This window comes from Curtobacterium sp. MCLR17_055 (assembly GCF_003234305.1).
GTDB lineage: Bacteria > Actinomycetota > Actinomycetes > Actinomycetales > Microbacteriaceae > Curtobacterium > Curtobacterium flaccumfaciens.
Genome location: NZ_QKSX01000010.1, coordinates 34941 through 53308, shown reverse-complemented (window position 1 = coordinate 53308; position 18368 = coordinate 34941). Strand labels below are relative to the sequence as shown.

Genomic DNA, 18368 nt, shown 5'->3' with positions numbered 1-18368 from the left:
GCGATGTAAGCGCATACATTGAGCACGTACCGAATCGACATGGAGGTCGACCGAGCAATGACGCTTCCCCCACAGCGCACGCGCGGCACGCGTGACCCAGGCCCCCGCCGCCGAGGCCGCCTCGTCGCGGCCATCGCCGGCCTCGCCGCAGTGGCCCTCGTGGCCACCGGCTGCAGCATCCAGGTCCGATCCGAACCCGATCCCACCATCGGCAAGGACACGATGCTCATCAACGCGGACCGCGGCAACCCGCTGTTCGACCGCAACTTCAACCCGTACATCGCGAACGCCCGCACGGCCTCCAAGTGGATGTACGAGCCCCTCATCGAGGTGAACCCCCTCGACGGCAAGCGCAACCCGTGGCTCGCCAGCGCGTGGAGCCAGCCCGACGCGAAGACGATCGACATGACGATCCGCTCGGGCGTCGAGTGGTCCGACGGGTCGCCGTTCAGCGCGAAGGACGTCGTCTTCACCTTCGACCTGCTCAAGAAGTTCCCCGCCATGGACGTCAAGGGCGCCTGGCAGCACATCAAGAGCATCGAGCAGGACGGCGACCACGTCGTCTTCCACCTCAAGAGCGAGGACGTCCCGAGCCTGACGATCATCGGGCAGACGTACATCCTCGGCGAGGACCACTGGGGCGGCGTGAAGGACCCGACGACCTGGCGCGACCCGAACCCGGTCGGCACCGGGCCGTTCGTCCTCGGCAACTACACCGACCAGCAGTACTCGATGAACAAGAACCCGAAGTACTGGCAGGCCGACAAGATCGCCATCAAGCACCTCATCCTGCCGGCGACGAACACGCAGCTCGACACCGTCACCCGCGGCTACGACTGGGCGTACTCGTTCATCTCCGACGTCAAGGGCACCTGGGGCGCCGCGTCGAAGACGAACGAGTGGTGGTTCCCGGCCGGCGGTGTGATCGGCCTCATCCCGAACCTCACGAAGGCGCCGTACAACGACGTCAACGTCCGCCGGGGCATCTCGCTCGCGCTGGACCGCGACGCCATCGCCGAGACCGCGTCCGAGGGCAACCTGTCGGCGGCGGGCCAGACCGGCCTGATCCTGCCGAACCAGGAGCGCTACCTCAACCCGGACATCCCCGACAAGGGCATGATCACGCAGGACACGAAGGCGGCGCTCGCCAGCCTCGAGAAGTCCGGCTACACCGTGCAGGGCGGCAAGGTCGTCAAGGACGGCAAGCAGCTCGCCATCACGATCATGACCGCGAACGGCTACTCCGACTGGCTCCGCGCCGCGCAGGAAGTCCGCCGCGAGCTGACGGCCATCGGCATCAAGGTGACGATCCAGGCGCCGCAGCCCGCCGGGTACCAGCAGAACATCAACAACGGCACGTTCGACATGGCGATGGGCGGCATGGGCAACGGTGACGTCTACCAGGCGTTCAACTCCCTGCTCAGCAGCGAGTTCTACCAGCCCGTCGGCAAGTCGACGGTCAACAACTACGAGCGGTACAAGAACGCCGACACCCAGAAGCTCCTCGACGAGTACAAGGCGACGACGGACACCGCGAAGCAGCAGGAGATCCTCGACCAGCTGCAGCAGACCGTCTACGACGAGCTCCCCGTCATCGGCATGTACTACGGCGGGCTCTGGGGCCTGTTCAACACCGGCAAGTTCGTCGGCTGGCCGAGCGCGAAGGACCCCTACATGGCACCGCAGAACTACGACTCGGCACCGCTGCTCATCTTCACCAAGCTCCGTCTGCGCGACAGCGCTGCCGGCAAGCAGATCCTGCAGGAGCAGGACGCCGCGCAGCAGGAGGACCAGAAGTGAAGTACATCCTCCAGAAACTCGTCCTCTTCGTCCTGACCCTCTGGGCCGCGGTCACGCTGAACTTCGTGCTCCCGCGCCTGATGCCCGGCAGCCCGGCCGACGCCGCACTCGCGAAGCTCAGCCAGAACGGCCCGGTCACCGACGCCACCAAGAAGGCCATCGAGGCCCAGCTCGGGGTGCCGACCGGCAACCTCTGGGACCAGTACGTCAGCTACCTGCACCAGGTCATCACCCTCGACTTCGGCACGAGCTACACGTTCTACCCGCAGCCCGTCGGTGACCTCGTGTCGAAGGCCCTGCCCTACACGCTGATCCTCGTCGGGGTCGTCACGATCCTGGCGTTCGTCCTCGGCACCCTGATCGGTGTCGCGGCGGCGTGGAAGCGCGGCACCTGGCTCGACTCGCTGCCCACCCTGTCGGGCAGCTTCATGTCGACGTTCCCGTACTTCTGGACCGCCCTGCTGCTGCTGTTCTTCCTCGGCTACGTGCTGCACTGGTTCCCGACCACGGGCGCCTACTCGGCGACGACGACGCCCGGGCTCAACGGCGCCTTCTTCGGCGACGCCCTGCAGCACGCAGTGCTGCCGGCGGTCACGATCCTGGTGACGAGCCTCGGCGGCTGGATCATCGGCATGCGCAACGCGATGATCAACACCCTCGGTGACGACTACGTGACCTTCGCCGAGGCCAACGGCCTGCGCGGACGCACCGTCGCCATCCGCTACGCGGCCCGCAACGCGATCCTGCCGAACCTGACCGGCTTCGGTCTGGCGCTCGGTGGCGTGGTCGGCGGTTCCGTCCTGGTCGAGCAGGTCTTCGGCTACCCGGGCATCGGCTACCTGCTGTTCAACGCCGTCATCGGGCAGGACTACCCGCTCATGCAGGCTCTCTTCCTGATGATCACCGTGTCGGTGCTCATCGCCAACTTCATCGTGGACGTCATGTACGGCGTCCTGGACCCGAGGACGCGTCGATGACCAACACCACCACCCCGGACGCCACAGTCGCAGTCCGCACGCAAGAAGAAGCAGCCCAGGCGCCGTCCAAGTGGCGCGCCGCGGCCCGCCAGTTCGGCGTCGTCTGGTCGAACAAGAAGGCCCGGATCGGCATCGTCATCCTCGGCGTCTTCGTGTTCGTCGCGATCTTCGCCCCGCTCCTGGCCCCGTACGGCGCCAGCCAGAACGGCTTCGCCCGGTCCGCCGACGCGACGCCCGACCACTGGATGGGCACCACCGCCGCCGGCGAGGACGTCCTGTCCCAGATCATCTACGGCGCACGGATCTCGGTCATGGTCGGCGCGGTCGCGGGCATCCTGTCCACGCTCGTCGCCGTCGCGATCGGCCTCAGCTGGGGTTACGTCCGCGGCTGGATCGCCGAGGTCATCGGGTTCATCGTGAACCTGTTCCTCGTCATCCCGGGTCTGCCCCTGATGATCGTCATCGCCGCCTACCTGCAGAACGGCGGCATCGCGGTGATCATCGCGGTCATCGTCGTGACCGGTTGGGCGTGGGGCGCTCGCGTGCTCCGCTCGCAGACGCAGTCGCTGCGCGGCCGGGACTTCGTCACCGCCGCCCAGTTCTCCGGTGAGGGCGCGACCCGCATCGTGTTCCGCGAGATCCTGCCGAACATGACGAGCCTCATCGTCGGCAGCTTCTTCGGGGCCGCCACCAGCGCCATCCTCGCCGAGGCGGGCCTCGAGTTCCTCGGACTCGGCGACTCGTCGATCGTCAGCTGGGGCACGATCCTGTACTGGGCGCAGAACTCGAACGCGCTCCTCACCGGGCAGTGGATCCTGCTCTTCGCGCCGGGTCTCTGCATCGCGCTGCTCGCGATGAGCCTCACCCTGATCAACTTCGGCGTCGACGCCGTGTCCAACCCGCGGCTGCGCGACGGCGCACGGCCCCGTAAGGAGAAGCGCGCATGAGCGGCTTGCCAGAAACGCACCCGGCAGACGGCCTGGAGGCGCCCACCGGCGCCGCCACGGGCCTCCAGTCCGACGCCCGTCACGACCAGGGCGACGCCTCCGTCCTGCTCGACGTCCGCGACCTGTCGGTCGTCTACGAATCGGCCGGCCAGACGGCCGTCCAAGCCGTCGACCACGTGTCGTTCCAGCTGAAGAAGGGCGAGTTCGTCGGCCTGGTCGGCGAGTCCGGTTCCGGCAAGTCGACGCTCGGCTACGCGCTGACCCGGCTGCAGAAGCCGCCGGCGCGCACGAACGGCGGCAGCATCGTCTTCGCGGGCAAGGACATCCGCGACCTCGACGACGAAGCCCTGCGGCAGCAGCGGCAGGGCGGCTTCGCCATGGTGCTGCAGTCCGGCATGAACGCGCTCAACCCGGTGCGCACCATCCGGAACCACTTCATCGACGTCTTCAAGGCGCACGGCCACGTGTCGCGCGACCGCTGGGACGCCCGGATGAAGGAGCTCATCGAGAAGGTGAAGCTGCCGACGTCGATGCTCGCCCGGTTCCCCGGGGAGCTCTCCGGCGGCATGCGGCAGCGCGTCTCCATCGCGCTGGCGCTCTCGCTCGAGCCGCAGCTCATGGTGTTCGACGAGCCGACGACGGCGCTCGACGTCCTCGTGCAGCACGCCGTGATGGACACCATCATCGAGCTGCAGCGCACCGAGGGCTTCACCGCGATCCTGATCAGCCACGACCTCGGCATCGTCCTCGAGGCCACCGAGCGCGTCCTCGTCATGCACGAGGGCCGGATCGTCGAGGACGGCGGCTCCCGCGAGATCCTCCGCGACCCGCAGGACGAGTACACGCAGATGCTCCTGTCGCACTACGCCGACCCCCGCGCCGAGGTGGTGTCGCTGCCGGGCTTCCCGGACCGCTCGCTCCGCGCCGAGGCCGGCGAGAAGCGGCAGGAGACGACCTCGTCGTTCAGCACCGTCGGATCCCGCGAGCGCAGTGCCGCCCGCAACCCGATCGTCGTCGACCACATCGTGAAGACCTACCCGGCTCCCCGCCGCGGTGAGCAGCCGGTGCAGGCCGTGCGCGACGTGTCGTTCACCCTCGAGCCCGGGCAGTCGCTCGCCCTGGTCGGCCAGTCCGGTTCGGGCAAGTCGACCATCGCGAAGCTGCTCACCGGCGTCGAGAAGCCGACCACCGGCACGGTCCGGTTCGGGGACCTCGACGTCGCCCGCCTCGGCAAGCGCGGCCTGCGGGACCTCCGCTCCGAGGTCCAGATGGTGTTCCAGGACCCGTACTCGGCGCTCAACCCGCTGCACACGGTCGAGTACACGCTGTCCCGGCCGATCGCGAACTACACCGGGCTCACCGGCCGCGATGCCCGGCGCCGGGTGCTCGAGCTGCTCGAGACGGTCGGGCTCACCCCCGTCGAGCAGTTCGCGCAGAAGCTCCCGCACCAGCTCTCCGGCGGGCAGCGGCAGCGCGTGGTGATCGCCCGGGCGCTCGCGAGCGACCCGCAGGTGATCATCGCCGACGAGCCGGTCTCGATGCTCGACGTGACGCTGCGCGCCGGTGTGCTCGCACTGCTCGAGGACCTCCGCGAGCAGTGGGGCGTCTCGCTCCTCTACATCACGCACGACCTGCTGAGTGCGCGGCTCATCACGGACGACATCATGGTGCTCCACGAGGGCGCCGTCGTCGAGCGGGGTCACACGGCCCAGGTGCTGCAGGACCCGCAGGACCCGTACACGATCGCCCTCCTCGACGCCGTTCCCAACCCGCGGAGGACCCTGCGCGCATGACGAACCTGCACGACTTCCCGACGGTCCCGCCGTTCGGGCACCTGCCCACCCCGGACGGCGTCGACGTCGTCGGGATCGACGTCCCGGTCGGGCGGCTCACGGCCTACCGGATCGTGCCCGAGGGGGTGTCGAAGGGCACCGTGCTCATCGTCCCCGGGTACACCGGCTCGAAGGAGGACTGGCGGACCTTCCTGCCCGTCCTCCGCGACGCCGGGTGGACCGCGGTCGCGATCAGCCGGCGTGGTCAGGCCGACTCGGCAGCACCGACCGAACCCCGTGACTACTCCCTCGACGAAGAAGCCGCCGACGTCGTCCGGGTCGCGCGCCTGCTCGACGACGGTGCCCCCGTGCACCTGGTCGGGCACTCGCTCGGCGGGGTGATCGTCCGGGCCGCCGCGCTCCAGGACCCGACGGCGTTCCGCGACGTCGTGCAGTTCTGCTCCGGGCCGCACGGGTGGCCGTACCGCAAGGTCGCCGAGCTGACGATCCTGCACGACACCGGCGGGAACCTCCGGCAGCTGTTCGACTCGACGAACCCGCTCTGGGCGTACCGGCCCGACGAGGAGCTGCCCGACGACGTCCGGATGGTGCGCGACCGGTTCGACGCGACGAGCCCGCTCAGCGTCGTCGCCGGTGGTCACATCCTCGAGGACCACACCGACGCCTCCGACGCCCTGCGCGCCACGGGCCTGCCGGTCCTCGTCGCCCACGGCGAGTGGGACAACGCCTGGCCGATCCCGTGGCAGCGGGCGATGGCCGAGCAGACCGGCGCCGAGTACGTCGTCATCCCCGCGAGCTACCACGGCCCCCAGGTCGAGAACCCGCTCGGGACGGTCGCCGTCTTCGACGCATTCCTGAGCCAGCACTGACTCGAACAAGCACTGAAAGGCACCATCATCTCCACGCTGCAGTTCCCCGACGGCTTCCTCTGGGGCGCCGCCACCGCCGCCCACCAGATCGAGGGCAACAACGTCAACAGCAACTGGTGGGTGCACGAGCACGAGCCGGACACCACCATCGTCGAGCCCTCGGGCGACGCGGCGGACAGCTACCACCGGTACCGCGAGGACATCCGCATCGCGGCCGAGCTCGGGCTGAACTCCTACCGGTTCAGCATCGAGTGGGCCCGCATCGAGCCCGAGCGCGGGTTCGTCAGCCGTGCCGAGGTCGACCACTACCGCCGCATGGTCGACGCCTGCCACGAGTTCGGCATCGAGCCGATCGTCACCCTCATGCACTTCACGGTGCCGCGCTGGTTCGAACGCGACGGCTTCTGGCGGGCACCCGACGCCGCCGACCTGTTCGCCCGCTACACCGAGGCCGCGCTCCCCGTGGTGCAGGACGGTGTCCGCTACGTCTGCACGATCAACGAGCCGAACATCGCGGCGATGCTCGCCGGCGGCGAGGACGCCTCGAACCTGGTGGCCTTCGGCCTGCCGAACCCGGACCTGGGCGTCGCCGACGCCCTGCTGGCCAGCCACAAGCGGTCGCGCGAGGTCCTGTCACAGGTGTCGGGCCTCCAGTCGGGGTGGACCATCGCGACCCAGGCCTTCAAGTCGTCCGGCGAGCCCGGGGCGGACGCCATGCTCCGCGAGTACGGGTACCCGCGCGACGACTGGTACCTCGAGCAGGCCGCCGGCGACGACTTCCTGGGCGTGCAGGCCTACACCCGCACGTTCATCGGTCCGGACGGGCCCCTGCCCGTGACGGACGACGTCGAGACGACCCTCACCGGCTGGGAGTTCTACCCCGAGGCCTCGGCCGACGGGCTCCGCAGCGCGTGGGAGCTCTCCGGCGGCGTCCCGCTGATGATCACCGAGAACGGCATCGCCACCGCCGACGACTCCCGCCGGCAGGCCTACACGCAGGGCGCCCTCGAGGGCATCCACCGCTGCATCGAGGACGGCATCGAGGTCCTGGGCTACCAGCACTGGTCGCTCCTGGACAACTACGAGTGGGCCTCCGGCTTCCGCCCGACGTTCGGGTTGGTCGCGTGGGACCGCGAGACCTTCGAGCGCACGCCGAAGGACTCCGCCCGCTGGTACGGGCGGGTCGCGCAGGCGAACGCCCTCGAGTCGGTCACCGTCTAGGACGGTCGACCCCGCAGGCGCGCGGCGGACGGGAGGCCCTGCTCCCGTCCGCCGCGCTTCGTCACGTCCGGCACGGGTCGGCCCACGGGCCGTGGTGCGGACAGCGCTCAGGCGGCGGCGAGCAGGTCGGCGACGGCCGTCTCGCGGAGCAGCTCCGCCCTGTCCGCGGCGCTCGAGCCCTCGTCGTCGACGGCGTCCCGGTCGACGTCGAGCGACAGCACGACCCGGACCGTGTCGAGGTCGCCGGAGTCGACGGCCGCGATCAGCAGCGTCGCGCCCCGTGACCCGCGCGCCCTGGTGTCCGCACCCGCGGTGGCGAGCGCACGCACGATCGCGGCGTGCCCACCCCACGCAGCGCGGACGATCGGGGTGTTGCCGTCGCCGTCACGGGCCTCCAGGTCGGCACCCGCTCCGACCAGCACGTCGACCGCCCGTCGCGCGTCGCGGTCGATCGCCAGCGTCAGCGGCGTCCGCCCCTCGGTGTCCTCCAGCTGCAGGGTCGCGCCGCGGCGCAGGAGTTCCTCGAGCATCTCGGGGTGGTCGAACCACGCGGCGGCGTGCAGCGGGGCGAAGCCCCAGCGGGGGTCGACGTCGTCGACGTCGCTCGCGTCGTCAGCCAGGTGCAGTCCGCCGAGGTCGCCGTAGGCCGCTGCCCGCACCACCTCGGTCGTCCACTCGACCCAGCCGTCCGGCACCGGGCCGTGCCAGCCGCGTGCCGGGCGCGCCTCGAGGTCGGTGTACACGCTCTCGGCGACGCTCCGGATCGCCACCCGGACGCCCCGGAACCGGATCGCGACCTCGCCGACGGGGGAGATCAGCAGACGGAGCTCCCAGGCGTCGTGCTCGTTCAGGTACTCGAGCTCGCCCCGGGCGACGTGGGCGTCACCGGCGAGCAGTGCTGCGGGATCGACACCTGGCGGGTCGATGACGGCGTCCCGGAGCCGGAGCGACACCCTGGCGTGGTTCCAGCGGCGCCACAGGCCGCTCGGGGTGTCGAGGACCTCGTCGTTGCGCACCACGATGTCGGCGTGCACGACGACCGGGTCGGGCACACCGTGTCCCGGCAGGTCGACGGGGGTCGTCACGTCGTCCTCGTCGGCGTCCGGGTCGACGACGGCGTCGGCGGACTCCACGACCCAGCGTTCGATCCTCGAGTCGGTCCACTTGACGGTCAGGAGCGCGGCGACCGTGGGTGGGGCGTCCTCGAGCAACCGGGTCACGTGTTCGCGCTGGCCGTCGAAGTCCTCGAGGGAGACGTAGCCAACGGAGGGCCAGTTCACTCGACTCCATCGCACGGGACGACACTACCCGGCGGGTAGCCGGTGCCTCGCGGTGCGCGGGGTCCGTGGTGGTGTGGTCCGTCGCCGCTGGAGCCGCCGGATCACCGGACGGTCGACCGCGAACCACACCACGACCGAGGCGGCCACGGCGGCGACCGGTGCGGCGATGCCCGCGACGACCGGGGCCGCCGGGCCGGAGACGACAGCGGCGGCCACGGCCACCGTCGCCGGTGCGACGATCGGGTGCGTCAGGTACAACGCGTACGAGGCATCGCCCAACGTCCGCCCGACGGTGCCGGCGCACCGGCGCAGGAGCGGCTCACCCGCCACCGTCGTCGCCAGCGCCACGGCCGCGAGCGGCAACAGCAGCAGGCTCGGCACGGACGCGCCCGCGACGGTGCCCGCCGCGAGCCAGATCGCGGTGATCGCCGCGGTCCGGAGCAGTGCCAGCCGGGTGCGGCGGTCGAGTGCCCACCGGCCGATCACCATGCCGACCAGGAAGCACAGGACGATGCGGTTCGCGTGGAACTGCCAGACCGGCCACCCGTCCGGCCCTCGGAACGCCGAGGCGACCGCGAGTCCGACGAAGACGACGGACGCCAGCCGGAGGGGGTCGATGCGAGTGGCGAGCGCGATCGTGACGACCACGTAGAACAGCAGCTCGAACGACAGCGTCCAGGTGACGGTGTAGAACGGCTCGACCACGCCGTTCGCGCCACGGCCGGGCAGGAACACGTAGGACAACGCGATGTACGTCGGTGACGTGGCCGCGCGTTCCAGGGCCTGCGGGGCCACCAGCAGTGTGCCGAGCTTGATCGTCATCACCGCCCACGCGAGCGGCAGGATGCGGACCAGCCGACGGGAGATGAACTCGCGCCAGGTCGGCCTCGGGGTCCGCTGTGTCACCAGCACCGCGACGAACCCGCTGATCGCGAAGAAGACCGTCACCCCGACCTGGCCGACGGGGATGTCGACCAGGGGTGTGCCGAGACGGGCGTGCAGGTACGTCGGCAGGTGCGAGAACACGACGAGGAGCGCGGCGACGAACCGCAGCACCTGGACGCCGGTGAAGGTCGGTCGTTCGGCTGGCATCGAGCAACTGTGGGCGGGAACGATCGCCGTCCGCCAACAGTTCGCATGTTGTGTATCGCCCAGGATCGAGTCGATCGCATAGCGGGTGCCGTGCATTTGGATTGCTCGCCAGCACCTGCCCGTGCTGCCCATGATGGCCGGATGGAACACGTCGGGCCATCCGTTGGCCGCCCCGCTCCCCGTCCTCCGTCCACACGCCGCCGTGGCCTCACCGCCGCTGCCGTCACGGGCGTCGTGCTCGCGGCGATCCTGTCCGAGCACGCCCAGCCCCAGTCCGCACGCGGCACCACGCCGACGGCCACGACGACGCCGACGCTCCGACCCATCGGTGGGAGCGGTCTCTTCGGGCCCGACGAGCAGCCCGGGTTCACGGTCGCCGGTGTCGAGCGAGCGGCAGACGTCACCTGGCGGATCAACGACACCACGGGAACGATCGTCGACTCGGGGAGCGGCCGGGCCGGCACCCGGTCGGTCGAGGTGCACCCCACGAGCGCTCTCCCGTCCGGCACGTACCGATTGACCGTGCAGACGCCGGGGTCGACGTCCGCGTCGACCCGGTTCGTGCGCACCATCGCCGGTCAGGTCGGCTCCGACCCGTACTTCGGTCTCGGCGTCAACCCCGTGGCGAGCGCGCTGCCGTCACTCGCCGCACTCGGTGCCGGCAGCTACCGACAGGACCTGCAGTGGAGCGCGGTCGAAAAGGTCGCCGGCCGGTTCGACTTCACGGCGACGGACGCCCGCATCGACCCGATCGTGCGTGACATGGGTGTCAGCCCACTCTTCGTCCTCGATTACGGCAACGTCGCGTACACGAACGACCCGATGGCACCACCGGACGTCTCCAAACCCGCCCAGGCCGCCGCCTGGAAGCGCTACGTCAAGGAGACCGTGTCCCACATGCGGGACCGGCACCCGGACACCGATCTGTCCTACGAGGTCTGGAACGAGTGGACGAACAACCACGGTTCGCTGCCCGCGACGCCCGCCGCCTACATCGAGCTCGCACGGGTCACCGCACAGGTCATCCGTGCGACCGACCCGGCGGCGACGATCGTCGGGCCGACCCAGAACTCGGTGTCCGACGACGAGCGCGCCTGGATCGGCGAGTGGTTCCGCCTCGGCGGCGCAGACCACGTGGACGCGGTCAGCGTCCACCCCTACAACAACCCGTGGGGCCCCGAGCTCTGCGTCCCGACCAACCCGTGCATCGAGGACGCGCTCGCGTGGCTCCGGACGACGGCCGACCGGTACCCGCGCCCTGACGGCAGCGCCTTGCCGATCTGGATCACCGAGGTCGGGTGGCCGACGCAGTTCGCCGGACCGGGGTGGGTCCGACCGGAAGACCAGACCGCGTACATCCTGCGCACCTACGCCATCGCCGCGCAGTACGGCGTCGAGCGGCTGTTCCTGTTCGAGATGGCCGAGCCCGCCCTGGCGAACGGCACCGCACGGACGTTCGGACTGATCGGCAACGCCGACGGCGGCTACGAGCCGAAGACCTCCGCCGCGGCCTGGGCGACCATGCAGCGGGTCCTCGCCGGCAAGCGGTACGTGGCAGAGCACCGGATCGGTCCGGTCCGCCACATGCGGTTCACCTCGCCGGACGGCAAGCACCACGCCCGTGTCGTCTGGCAGTCGGAGGCGCAGCACCTGTCGACGCCCGTGCGCGTCTCACTTCGCGGAACAGGGCGGATCGTCGAACCCACCGGGTCCGAGAAGACCGTGCGGGGCACCGCCGGGAAGCTCGACATGTCCGCGAAGTGGATCCCGCGGTTCGTCGTCTGGGACGGGTGACTCCGAGCGGCCCCGCGGTGCACCTGGTGCGCTGCGGGGCCGCTCGTGTCACCCGTGCTGCGGCGTCGTGGTCCGGTCGAACGCGTGGTGCACGCCGTGGTCGTCCGCGCCGTGCCACCCCTGCCACCGGCCACGGAGCTGTGCCTGTTGGAACCGGGTCGCATCGTGGTCCCGCTTGAGCCGTGCCACGAGGACGGCCGCCATCGACCGGGTGACCCAGTAGGCCGCCTGGCCGCGGAGCCGGTGCTTCCGGAGCACTCGGCCGAACCCCCGGTTGTACCGCAGCACCTTGGCCAGGGTCTCGTCCGTCATACCGTCGTGCCGGAAGTCGCCGTGCCGCACGGTCACGTCCGGCATGTAGGCGATGTGGGCACCGCGACGGAGTGCACGGATGACGAGGTCGTTCTCCTCGCCGGAGCCGAACGGCGTCTCCGAACCGGTCCCGAGGGCGACGTCGAAGAGCCCGTGCCTCTCGAGCAGGTCGCGTCGCAGGAAGATGCCTGCAGCGACGATCGTCCGGGGCACCCGCCAGCTCGTGACCCGGCATGCCCGTCGGCGCCAGCGGAGCATCGTGCCGCTGTCGTCACTCGCACGGCAGGGGATCGCTGCCCCGTCGAGGTTCCGGTCGTCCATCCGCTCGGACAGGAGTTCGAGGACACCGTCGTCGAACCAGCAGTCGTCGTCGGGGAACGCCACGATGTCCCCACGGATCGTGGCGAGCCCGCGGTTCCGGCCGCGGCTGACCCCACGGACGACGGGCTCGTGCACGTGTTCTGCGTGACCGGCCTCGATCAGGTCCCGGAGGAGCGGCAGCGCGTCGGGCGTCGGGCGCTGCTCGACCACGGTCACGAAGACCGGCACACGTGCTCGGCGGATCGAGTCGAGGCACCGCTCGATGTGTTCCGGCGAGCGGATCGTCGAGATGACCAGGTGGAACCGGTGGTCGGACCCTGCGACGGCGTTCACACCGACACCGTGTTCATCGTCAGCAGGTTCGTCGTCGAGCGCGTCCCCGACTTCCAGCCGAGCAGCTCGCCCCTGATCCGCTGCAATCGGTCCTGCAGTTCGCGGACCCGGTCTGCGATGTCCGAACGCTCCTGTTCCGCCGCGCGCATGGCGTCGACCAGGTCGTCCGCCGAGTGGCCCACCGTGACGGGGGCGGCATGGCCGGTGACGCTCGACCAGAAGTCGTCGCACTTCGAGGCGTAGGACAGCGGGACCGTCGCGATGCCGAGCGACACCGCGGCGACCGCGCCGTGCAGCCGTTCCGACACCACGAGGTCGCAGCTGCCGATCGCGGCCATCGTGGCCGCGACGTCCGTGTAGGCGTGGACGACCGACGACGTCGTCAGGCGGTCCGAGAGCCGGCGTGCGGCGTCCTGGTCGGCTGCCGACAGGGCGAACGCGACCACCTCGGTGGCACCGAGGTCGCGTGCGTGTTCGTCGACGGCCGCGGCGACGGTGTCGACGTCGAAGCGGGAGTGGGGATCGGACCCGAGGCTCACGCCGATCCGCGGAGCAGCTCGAGCGGGGCGGGGCACGTGCTGGACGAGCGGGTAGAGCAGCGCCGGGTCACCGCTGATGTCGACGGGCATCAGGTGAGCGGAGACCTCGTCCTGGGTGAGGGGACCGCGAACGCCGGCGATGTGCAGCCGCTCGAGCGTGCGCCAGGCCTCCCAGCGTTGCCCCTGCCGCGCCAAGGAGTACGTGTCCGATGCCGACGCGGCACCGAGGCCCACACCGATCAGTCCGTCCGCGCCGAAGTTGCGGATCGCCAGCCGTGCGTGCTCTGCCCACGACGCGAACCCGACGGACGTCCCACCGCCGAGCAGGACGACCCGTTCCGCGCCGAGGGTGCGGAGCCGGTCGAGCCCGAATCGTGGCGCCGATCGGAGGTAGTCGCGTGCGTTGAGCGGCGCCTGGACCGTGAGGGGGTCGTCGAGAGCAGCGCGCCAGGTCTCGTACAGCAGGTCGTCGCCGAAGTTGGCGTTGCCCTGCCACCCGAGGTAGACGAGTGAACGGCGTGCGGGCGGCTTCATCAGTGGTCCTCCGGGGTGCGGCGAGCTCGCGACGATCGACGAGGGCTCTCGCTGACCGGCGCCGACGGCTCGTAGTTGTAGTAGGTCTTCGCGCGGCGCTGCACCGGCAGGCGGTTCACGACGAGGCCGAGCAGGCGGGCGCCGACCTGGGTCACGGTCCGTTCTGCAGCGGTGAAGTCGGCGCGTCTGGTCCGCCCGTCCACGCTCACCACGAGCAGGACACCGCTGCAGATCGTGCCCAGCACAGCGGGGTCGGTGACCGGGAGCATCGGAGGGGCGTCGACGATCACGTACTCGAAGCGGGACTCGAGTTCGCGGACCAGTTCGACCATGCGGCTCGAACTCAGGAGTTCACTCGGGTTCGGGGGAACGCGCCCCGCTGCGAGGACGTGGAGGGGCGTGTCCGCGCCGACCTGCTGGATGGCGTCGTCGAGGGCGACCTGCCGGGTGAGCACGGTGGAGAGTCCGACGCGGCTCTCGATGCCCAGGTAGGTGCCGGTGGTCGGTCGTCGGAGGTCGGCATCGACGAGGACGACGCGCGACCCGTTCTGGGCGAGCATGAGTGCGAGGTTCACGGCGGTGGAGGACTTCCCCTCGCCCGGCGTCGCGCTGGTCACGACGATGCTCTGCGCGTCCCCGTCGAGGTTCGTGTAGGTCAGGTGGGTCCGGAGCTGGCGGAACGCCTCGGCTCGCGTGCTGTAGCGGTTGCCGAACGAGACGAGTGGTTCCTTCACGACCGAGTCGTCGAGTGCGAACTCACCCAGCACGCTCGCCTGGGTCAGCCGGCGCAGTGCCTCGAACGAGCGGAGGCGGGTGTCGAGGACCTCGCGGAGGACGGCTTGGGCGATGCCGAGGGCGAGGCCGGCGAGCACACCGATCGCGATGTTGACGGCCAGGCGGGGCGAGAACGGTGTGCTCGGAGCGGTCGCGGGCTGGAAGACGCTGAGGTGCACGAGGCCGGTGGTGGCGGCCCCCTCGTTCTCGACCTGTTCGACCACCTTCACCAGCTGAGCCGTGACGGCGTTCGCGATGGCGGCGGCCTGCGACGGAGATCCGTCGGTGGCGCTGATCGAGATGAGCACGGTGTCGCGCTTCGACTCCGCCGTCACCACCCGCGAGAGGCCGCCACCACCCGGCAGACCGAGCTGCTTCGCGGCTTGTCCGAGCACCTGGGGTGTGACCGCGAGCGCCTCGTAGGACTTGACGCGCGCGGCCGAGAAGGTGTTGGCCTGGCTGAGGTCGGTGACCGAGTCCCCGCCTGCCACGGACACGAACACCTCGCTCGTCGCACGGTACTGCGGCGCCTGGACCGCGGAGAAGGCCGCCGCGAGTCCGGTCGCGAGCAGCAGCACCGCAGCGATGGAGATCCAGCGGTGCCGGAGCACGTCGATGAACTGCGCGAGTGTCATCCGAGCCTTTCCTTCGGGTTTCGATGTGTGATACTCATAGTAGTTGATATGAAATATTACGCAACCAAGTGGAGGAAGCCCGGATGACCGTCCTCGGAGCCGTGCTCCTCGTCGCGCTCGGCGTCGGACTGACGGTGCGTCGTGAGTGGTTGCCGGTGATCATCGGGGCGGCCGCCGGGTTGCCGTACTCCGCGGGCGTCGTCGTCGGGGGGAACGGCGTGCCGCTGTTCACCGTCGCGGCAGCAGCCAGCGCCTGCGCACTCCTCGGGACGCGTCGGCTGGGGACGTCGCACTGGACTGCGAACGCGTTCGCCCTCTTCCTCGGTTGGACGACGGTGATCACCGCGCTGGCTCCGTGGATGTTCGGCGGCATCCGGGTGCTCGTCTCCCGCGGTGGTGTCGATCACCAGGTGGCCGACCCCGGTGTGCTCGCCTACACCGTGAGCAACGGTGCACAGCTCGCCTACCTGCTCCTCGCCGCCTGCTGCGCGCTCTACCTGGTGCGCGTTCGGGGCGCCGTCCTCGCGGTCGGTGTCGCGCTGGTGGTGGGGACGGTGACGACGAGCATCCGGGGCTTCCTCCTCCTGTTCCGAGCGGACGTGACGGCTCCCGTCTTCGACACCCTGCCGAACGTCGCCTACGCCTGGACCACGACGGAGGACCGGTTGCGCGGGGTCTTCAGTGAACCGAGCGAGCTCGCCGCGTTCTCCTTGCCCGCGGTCGCCTTCTTCGTCGTTGCGGCGCTGCGCTCGACGGGCCGAACCCGGTTCCTCTGGTCCACGGCGGCTGCCCTCGCGTGTTCCAACCTGCTGCAGGCGTCGTCGGGCACTGCCGTCGTCGCATCCGCCGTCGTGATCGGTTTGGGCATCGTCGTACTGGCCGTCCGGTACGTCGTCCGCGGTGGTGTCGGCACCCCGTGGCTCGTCATCGGCGTGCTCACCGTGGCCGTGGTCGCCCTCGTCGCCGGTGACCACCTGCTCGCGCCGATCCGGGAACTCGTCGTCGACAAGGTGGACAGCAAGTCGTACGACTCCCGGACCGGGGCGGACACGTTCAGCTGGGGCGTCCTCGCGGACACGCTCGGGATGGGCGCCGGCATCGGCAGCAGCCGGCCGTCGTCGTTCGGCATGTCCCTGCTGTCCACCGTCGGCGTCCCGGGCACCGCGGCGTTCGCGGCACTCGTCCTGGGCATTATCTCCAACGCGATCCGGCGTCCGGCCACGGTCGCGGCGGCCACGGCACTCGTCGCGTTGCTCGTCGCCAAGGTCGTCGGGACGCCCGACTTCTCGACCCCGGTCCTCTGGGTCCTGATCGCGGCCTGCGCGACCCCGACGTGGGTCCCGACCGCCGTCCCCGCCCTCCGGCCCACGATTCCCACCCTCCGGCCCACCGTCCCCGCACTGACAGGAACTCGATCGTGATCGCCATCCTCATCGTCTGCGAAGGGAACGTCTGTCGTTCCCCCTACGTCGAACGCGTGCTCCAGGCCCGCCTGGACGCTGTCGCCCCAGGAGCGTTCCAGGTGTCGAGCGCGGGGACCGCCGCCGAACCCGGGGCAGCGATGTTCCCGCGCTCGTCCGACGCCGTCCTGCGCCACGGAGCCGACCCCTCCGGCTTCGCAGGGACGCCCCTGACGGCACGCGTGCTCGACGGCCCCGCGCTCGTGCTCACCCTGGAACGCCAGCACCGTGCCGCGGTGCTCGACATCGCTCCCGCGCTGTTGCGGCGGACGTTCACGCTGCGCGAGTTCGAGCGGCTCGTCCGTCCGCTCCTCGATCAGGACGCCGTCGGCGCGGGGTTCTGGGACGACTTCCCCAGGTTGGTCGCAGGTTCACGACTCGGCACCGCCCCCACCGACCCAGAGACGGACGACATCACCGACCCGGTCCGCGGGGACGACGCCGACCACGCCCGGATGTGCGCCCTGGCCGACGAGGCGGTCGACGCCGTCGTCGCCTGTGCCGCACGAGCGACGGAAGGAGCTCGCGATGCGCGGACTGCTCGTGCATGAGTGGATCGAAGCGGTCGGCGGCGCCGAACGTGTCCTCGACGCCATGGCGGACGAGTACCCGGACGCCGACCTCTTCGGCCTCTGGAACGACGCCCCGGGCCGGTACCCCGGCCGGAGGGTGATCGAGAGCGCCCTCGCGCCGACGCCGCTGCGGGGGCGCAAGGCCCTGGCTGTCCCGTTCCTCCCCGCGCTCTGGTCGCACGGGCTGCGCGACCTCGGGCCGTACGACTGGGCGCTCGTCAGTTCGCACCTGTTCGCACACCAGGCCCGTGTGCCCGGGGTCGATCCCGAGCGCCAGTTCACCTACGTGCACACGCCCGCGCGGTACCTCTGGAACCCGGAGCTCGATGCCCGCGGCACGTCCATCGCCGCACGGCTCGCGGGCCCCGCGCTCCGCGCAGTGGACCGCCGTCGGGGTGGGGCGCTCCGGCACGTCGCTGCCAACAGTCGCTTCGTGCAGCAGCGCATCCGCGCGAGCTGGGACGTCGACGCGGTCGTGATCCACCCACCCGTCGGGGTCGAACGGCTCACCGCTGTCGACGACTGGGCACGGGAGCTCGACGACTGCGAGCGTGCCCTGCTCGAGTCGTTGCCCGCGGGATTCCTGCTCGGGGCCTCCCGGTTCGTGCCGTACAAGCGACTCGACGTGGTGATCGAGGCCGGCCGGGCATCTGCGCGACCGGTGGTGCTCGCCGGAGACGGACCCGACCTCGAACGGCTCCGGGCGCTCGCCGCGGACTCGGACGTCGACGTCCGCATCGTCGTCCGGCCGTCCGACGCGCTTCTGGCGGCGCTACTGCAGCGTGCGGCCGTCTACGTGTTCCCGCCGGTGGAGGACTTCGGCATCATGCCGGTCGAGGCCATGGCGCTCGGCACGCCGGTCGTCGTGAACGCTCTCGGCGGCGCGTGCGACTCGGTGGAGCCCGACCGGAGCGGCGTCGTCCTGCACGACTTCGCCCCGTCGACGCTGCGGTCGGCCGTCGAAGCGGCGGCGGCACTCGACGGTGCGGACTGCCGAGAGCGGGCCGACACGTTCTCCACCACGCGCTTCCGGCGCGAGATCGGTGCGTGGACCGGGATCCCGAGCGCCGTCCGTTCCTGACGCGCGCCGGCCAGGAGGCCCGCCACCCGTCGCC

15 protein-coding genes are annotated in these 18368 nt (G+C 70.5%); 10 read left to right on the top strand and 5 right to left on the bottom strand.

The genetic code is table 11. From position 1 onward, the window contains the following. The first annotated feature begins 57 nt into the window (after positions 1–57). From DEJ09_RS10285 to DEJ09_RS10260, 6 genes are read left to right on the top strand one after another with little or no spacing between them, the layout of a single operon-like run. Positions 58–1800 (top strand): ABC transporter substrate-binding protein, encoded by a 1743-nt coding sequence (locus tag DEJ09_RS10285; RefSeq protein ID WP_217499664.1) that lies wholly within the window; start codon positions 58–60, stop codon positions 1798–1800. Beyond that, a complete protein-coding gene (locus DEJ09_RS10280; RefSeq protein WP_017886395.1) occupies positions 1797–2777 on the top strand; it encodes an ABC transporter permease in 981 nt (326 codons plus the stop codon). The genes DEJ09_RS10285 and DEJ09_RS10280 overlap by 4 nt, the downstream gene beginning before the upstream one ends. Then, the gene (locus DEJ09_RS10275) at positions 2774–3724 is read left to right on the top strand and encodes an ABC transporter permease (RefSeq protein ID WP_111088476.1); all 951 of its coding nucleotides are present in this window, start codon (positions 2774–2776) and stop codon (positions 3722–3724) included. The genes DEJ09_RS10280 and DEJ09_RS10275 overlap by 4 nt, the downstream gene beginning before the upstream one ends. Further along, a complete protein-coding gene (locus DEJ09_RS10270; protein ID WP_111053883.1) occupies positions 3721–5517 on the top strand; it encodes an ABC transporter ATP-binding protein in 1797 nt (598 codons plus the stop codon). The genes DEJ09_RS10275 and DEJ09_RS10270 overlap by 4 nt, the downstream gene beginning before the upstream one ends. Further along, positions 5514–6386 (top strand): alpha/beta fold hydrolase, encoded by an 873-nt coding sequence (locus tag DEJ09_RS10265; protein WP_111088474.1) that lies wholly within the window; start codon positions 5514–5516, stop codon positions 6384–6386. Before DEJ09_RS10270 ends, DEJ09_RS10265 begins: the two co-directional genes overlap by 4 nt. 24 nt (positions 6387–6410) lie before the next feature. Next, a complete protein-coding gene (locus DEJ09_RS10260; protein WP_111053881.1) occupies positions 6411–7607 on the top strand; it encodes a glycoside hydrolase family 1 protein in 1197 nt (398 codons plus the stop codon). Positions 7608–7714: 107 nt separating this feature from the next. Here the strand turns inward: DEJ09_RS10260 and DEJ09_RS10255 are convergent, their stop codons facing one another. Then, entirely contained in the window at positions 7715–8902 is a 1188-nt protein-coding gene (locus DEJ09_RS10255) for an ankyrin repeat domain-containing protein (protein WP_111088472.1), read from the bottom strand. Between the two features lie 9 nt (positions 8903–8911). Further along, positions 8912–9979, bottom strand: a complete 1068-nt coding sequence (locus DEJ09_RS10250; RefSeq protein ID WP_181433333.1) for an acyltransferase — start codon at positions 9977–9979, stop codon at positions 8912–8914. A gap of 141 nt (positions 9980–10120) precedes the next feature. Between DEJ09_RS10250 and DEJ09_RS10245 the strand changes: the two genes are divergently transcribed. Next, positions 10121–11773, top strand: a complete 1653-nt coding sequence (locus tag DEJ09_RS10245; RefSeq protein ID WP_181433332.1) for a glycosyl hydrolase — start codon at positions 10121–10123, stop codon at positions 11771–11773. A gap of 48 nt (positions 11774–11821) precedes the next feature. Here the strand turns inward: DEJ09_RS10245 and DEJ09_RS10240 are convergent, their stop codons facing one another. Genes DEJ09_RS10240 through DEJ09_RS10230 form a run of 3 tightly spaced genes read right to left on the bottom strand, consistent with a single transcriptional unit; the run spans position 11822 to position 15221 of the window. Continuing rightward, the gene (locus tag DEJ09_RS10240; RefSeq protein WP_181433331.1) at positions 11822–12739 is read right to left on the bottom strand and encodes a glycosyltransferase family 2 protein; all 918 of its coding nucleotides are present in this window, start codon (positions 12737–12739) and stop codon (positions 11822–11824) included. Next, a complete protein-coding gene (locus DEJ09_RS10235) occupies positions 12736–13812 on the bottom strand; it encodes a polysaccharide pyruvyl transferase family protein (RefSeq protein ID WP_111088466.1) in 1077 nt (358 codons plus the stop codon). The genes DEJ09_RS10240 and DEJ09_RS10235 overlap by 4 nt, the downstream gene beginning before the upstream one ends. Next, complete coding sequence (locus DEJ09_RS10230; RefSeq protein ID WP_111039420.1) at positions 13812–15221, bottom strand: polysaccharide biosynthesis tyrosine autokinase; 1410 nt, start codon at positions 15219–15221, stop codon at positions 13812–13814. The genes DEJ09_RS10235 and DEJ09_RS10230 overlap by 1 nt, the downstream gene beginning before the upstream one ends. Positions 15222–15304: 83 nt before the next feature. On the opposite strand from DEJ09_RS10230, the gene DEJ09_RS18130 reads away from it, so the two are divergent. Genes DEJ09_RS18130 through DEJ09_RS10220 form a run of 3 tightly spaced genes read left to right on the top strand, consistent with a single transcriptional unit; the run spans position 15305 to position 18334 of the window. Continuing rightward, positions 15305–16642: a hypothetical protein gene (locus DEJ09_RS18130; RefSeq protein WP_181433330.1), complete on the top strand. Its 1338-nt coding sequence runs from the start codon at positions 15305–15307 to the stop codon at positions 16640–16642. Further along, positions 16639–17232: a low molecular weight phosphatase family protein gene (locus DEJ09_RS18125; protein WP_181433329.1), complete on the top strand. Its 594-nt coding sequence runs from the start codon at positions 16639–16641 to the stop codon at positions 17230–17232. The genes DEJ09_RS18130 and DEJ09_RS18125 overlap by 4 nt, the downstream gene beginning before the upstream one ends. Beyond that, the gene (locus tag DEJ09_RS10220; RefSeq protein ID WP_258373864.1) at positions 17210–18334 is read left to right on the top strand and encodes a glycosyltransferase; all 1125 of its coding nucleotides are present in this window, start codon (positions 17210–17212) and stop codon (positions 18332–18334) included. Before DEJ09_RS18125 ends, DEJ09_RS10220 begins: the two co-directional genes overlap by 23 nt. The last annotated feature ends 34 nt before the right edge of the window (positions 18335–18368 follow it).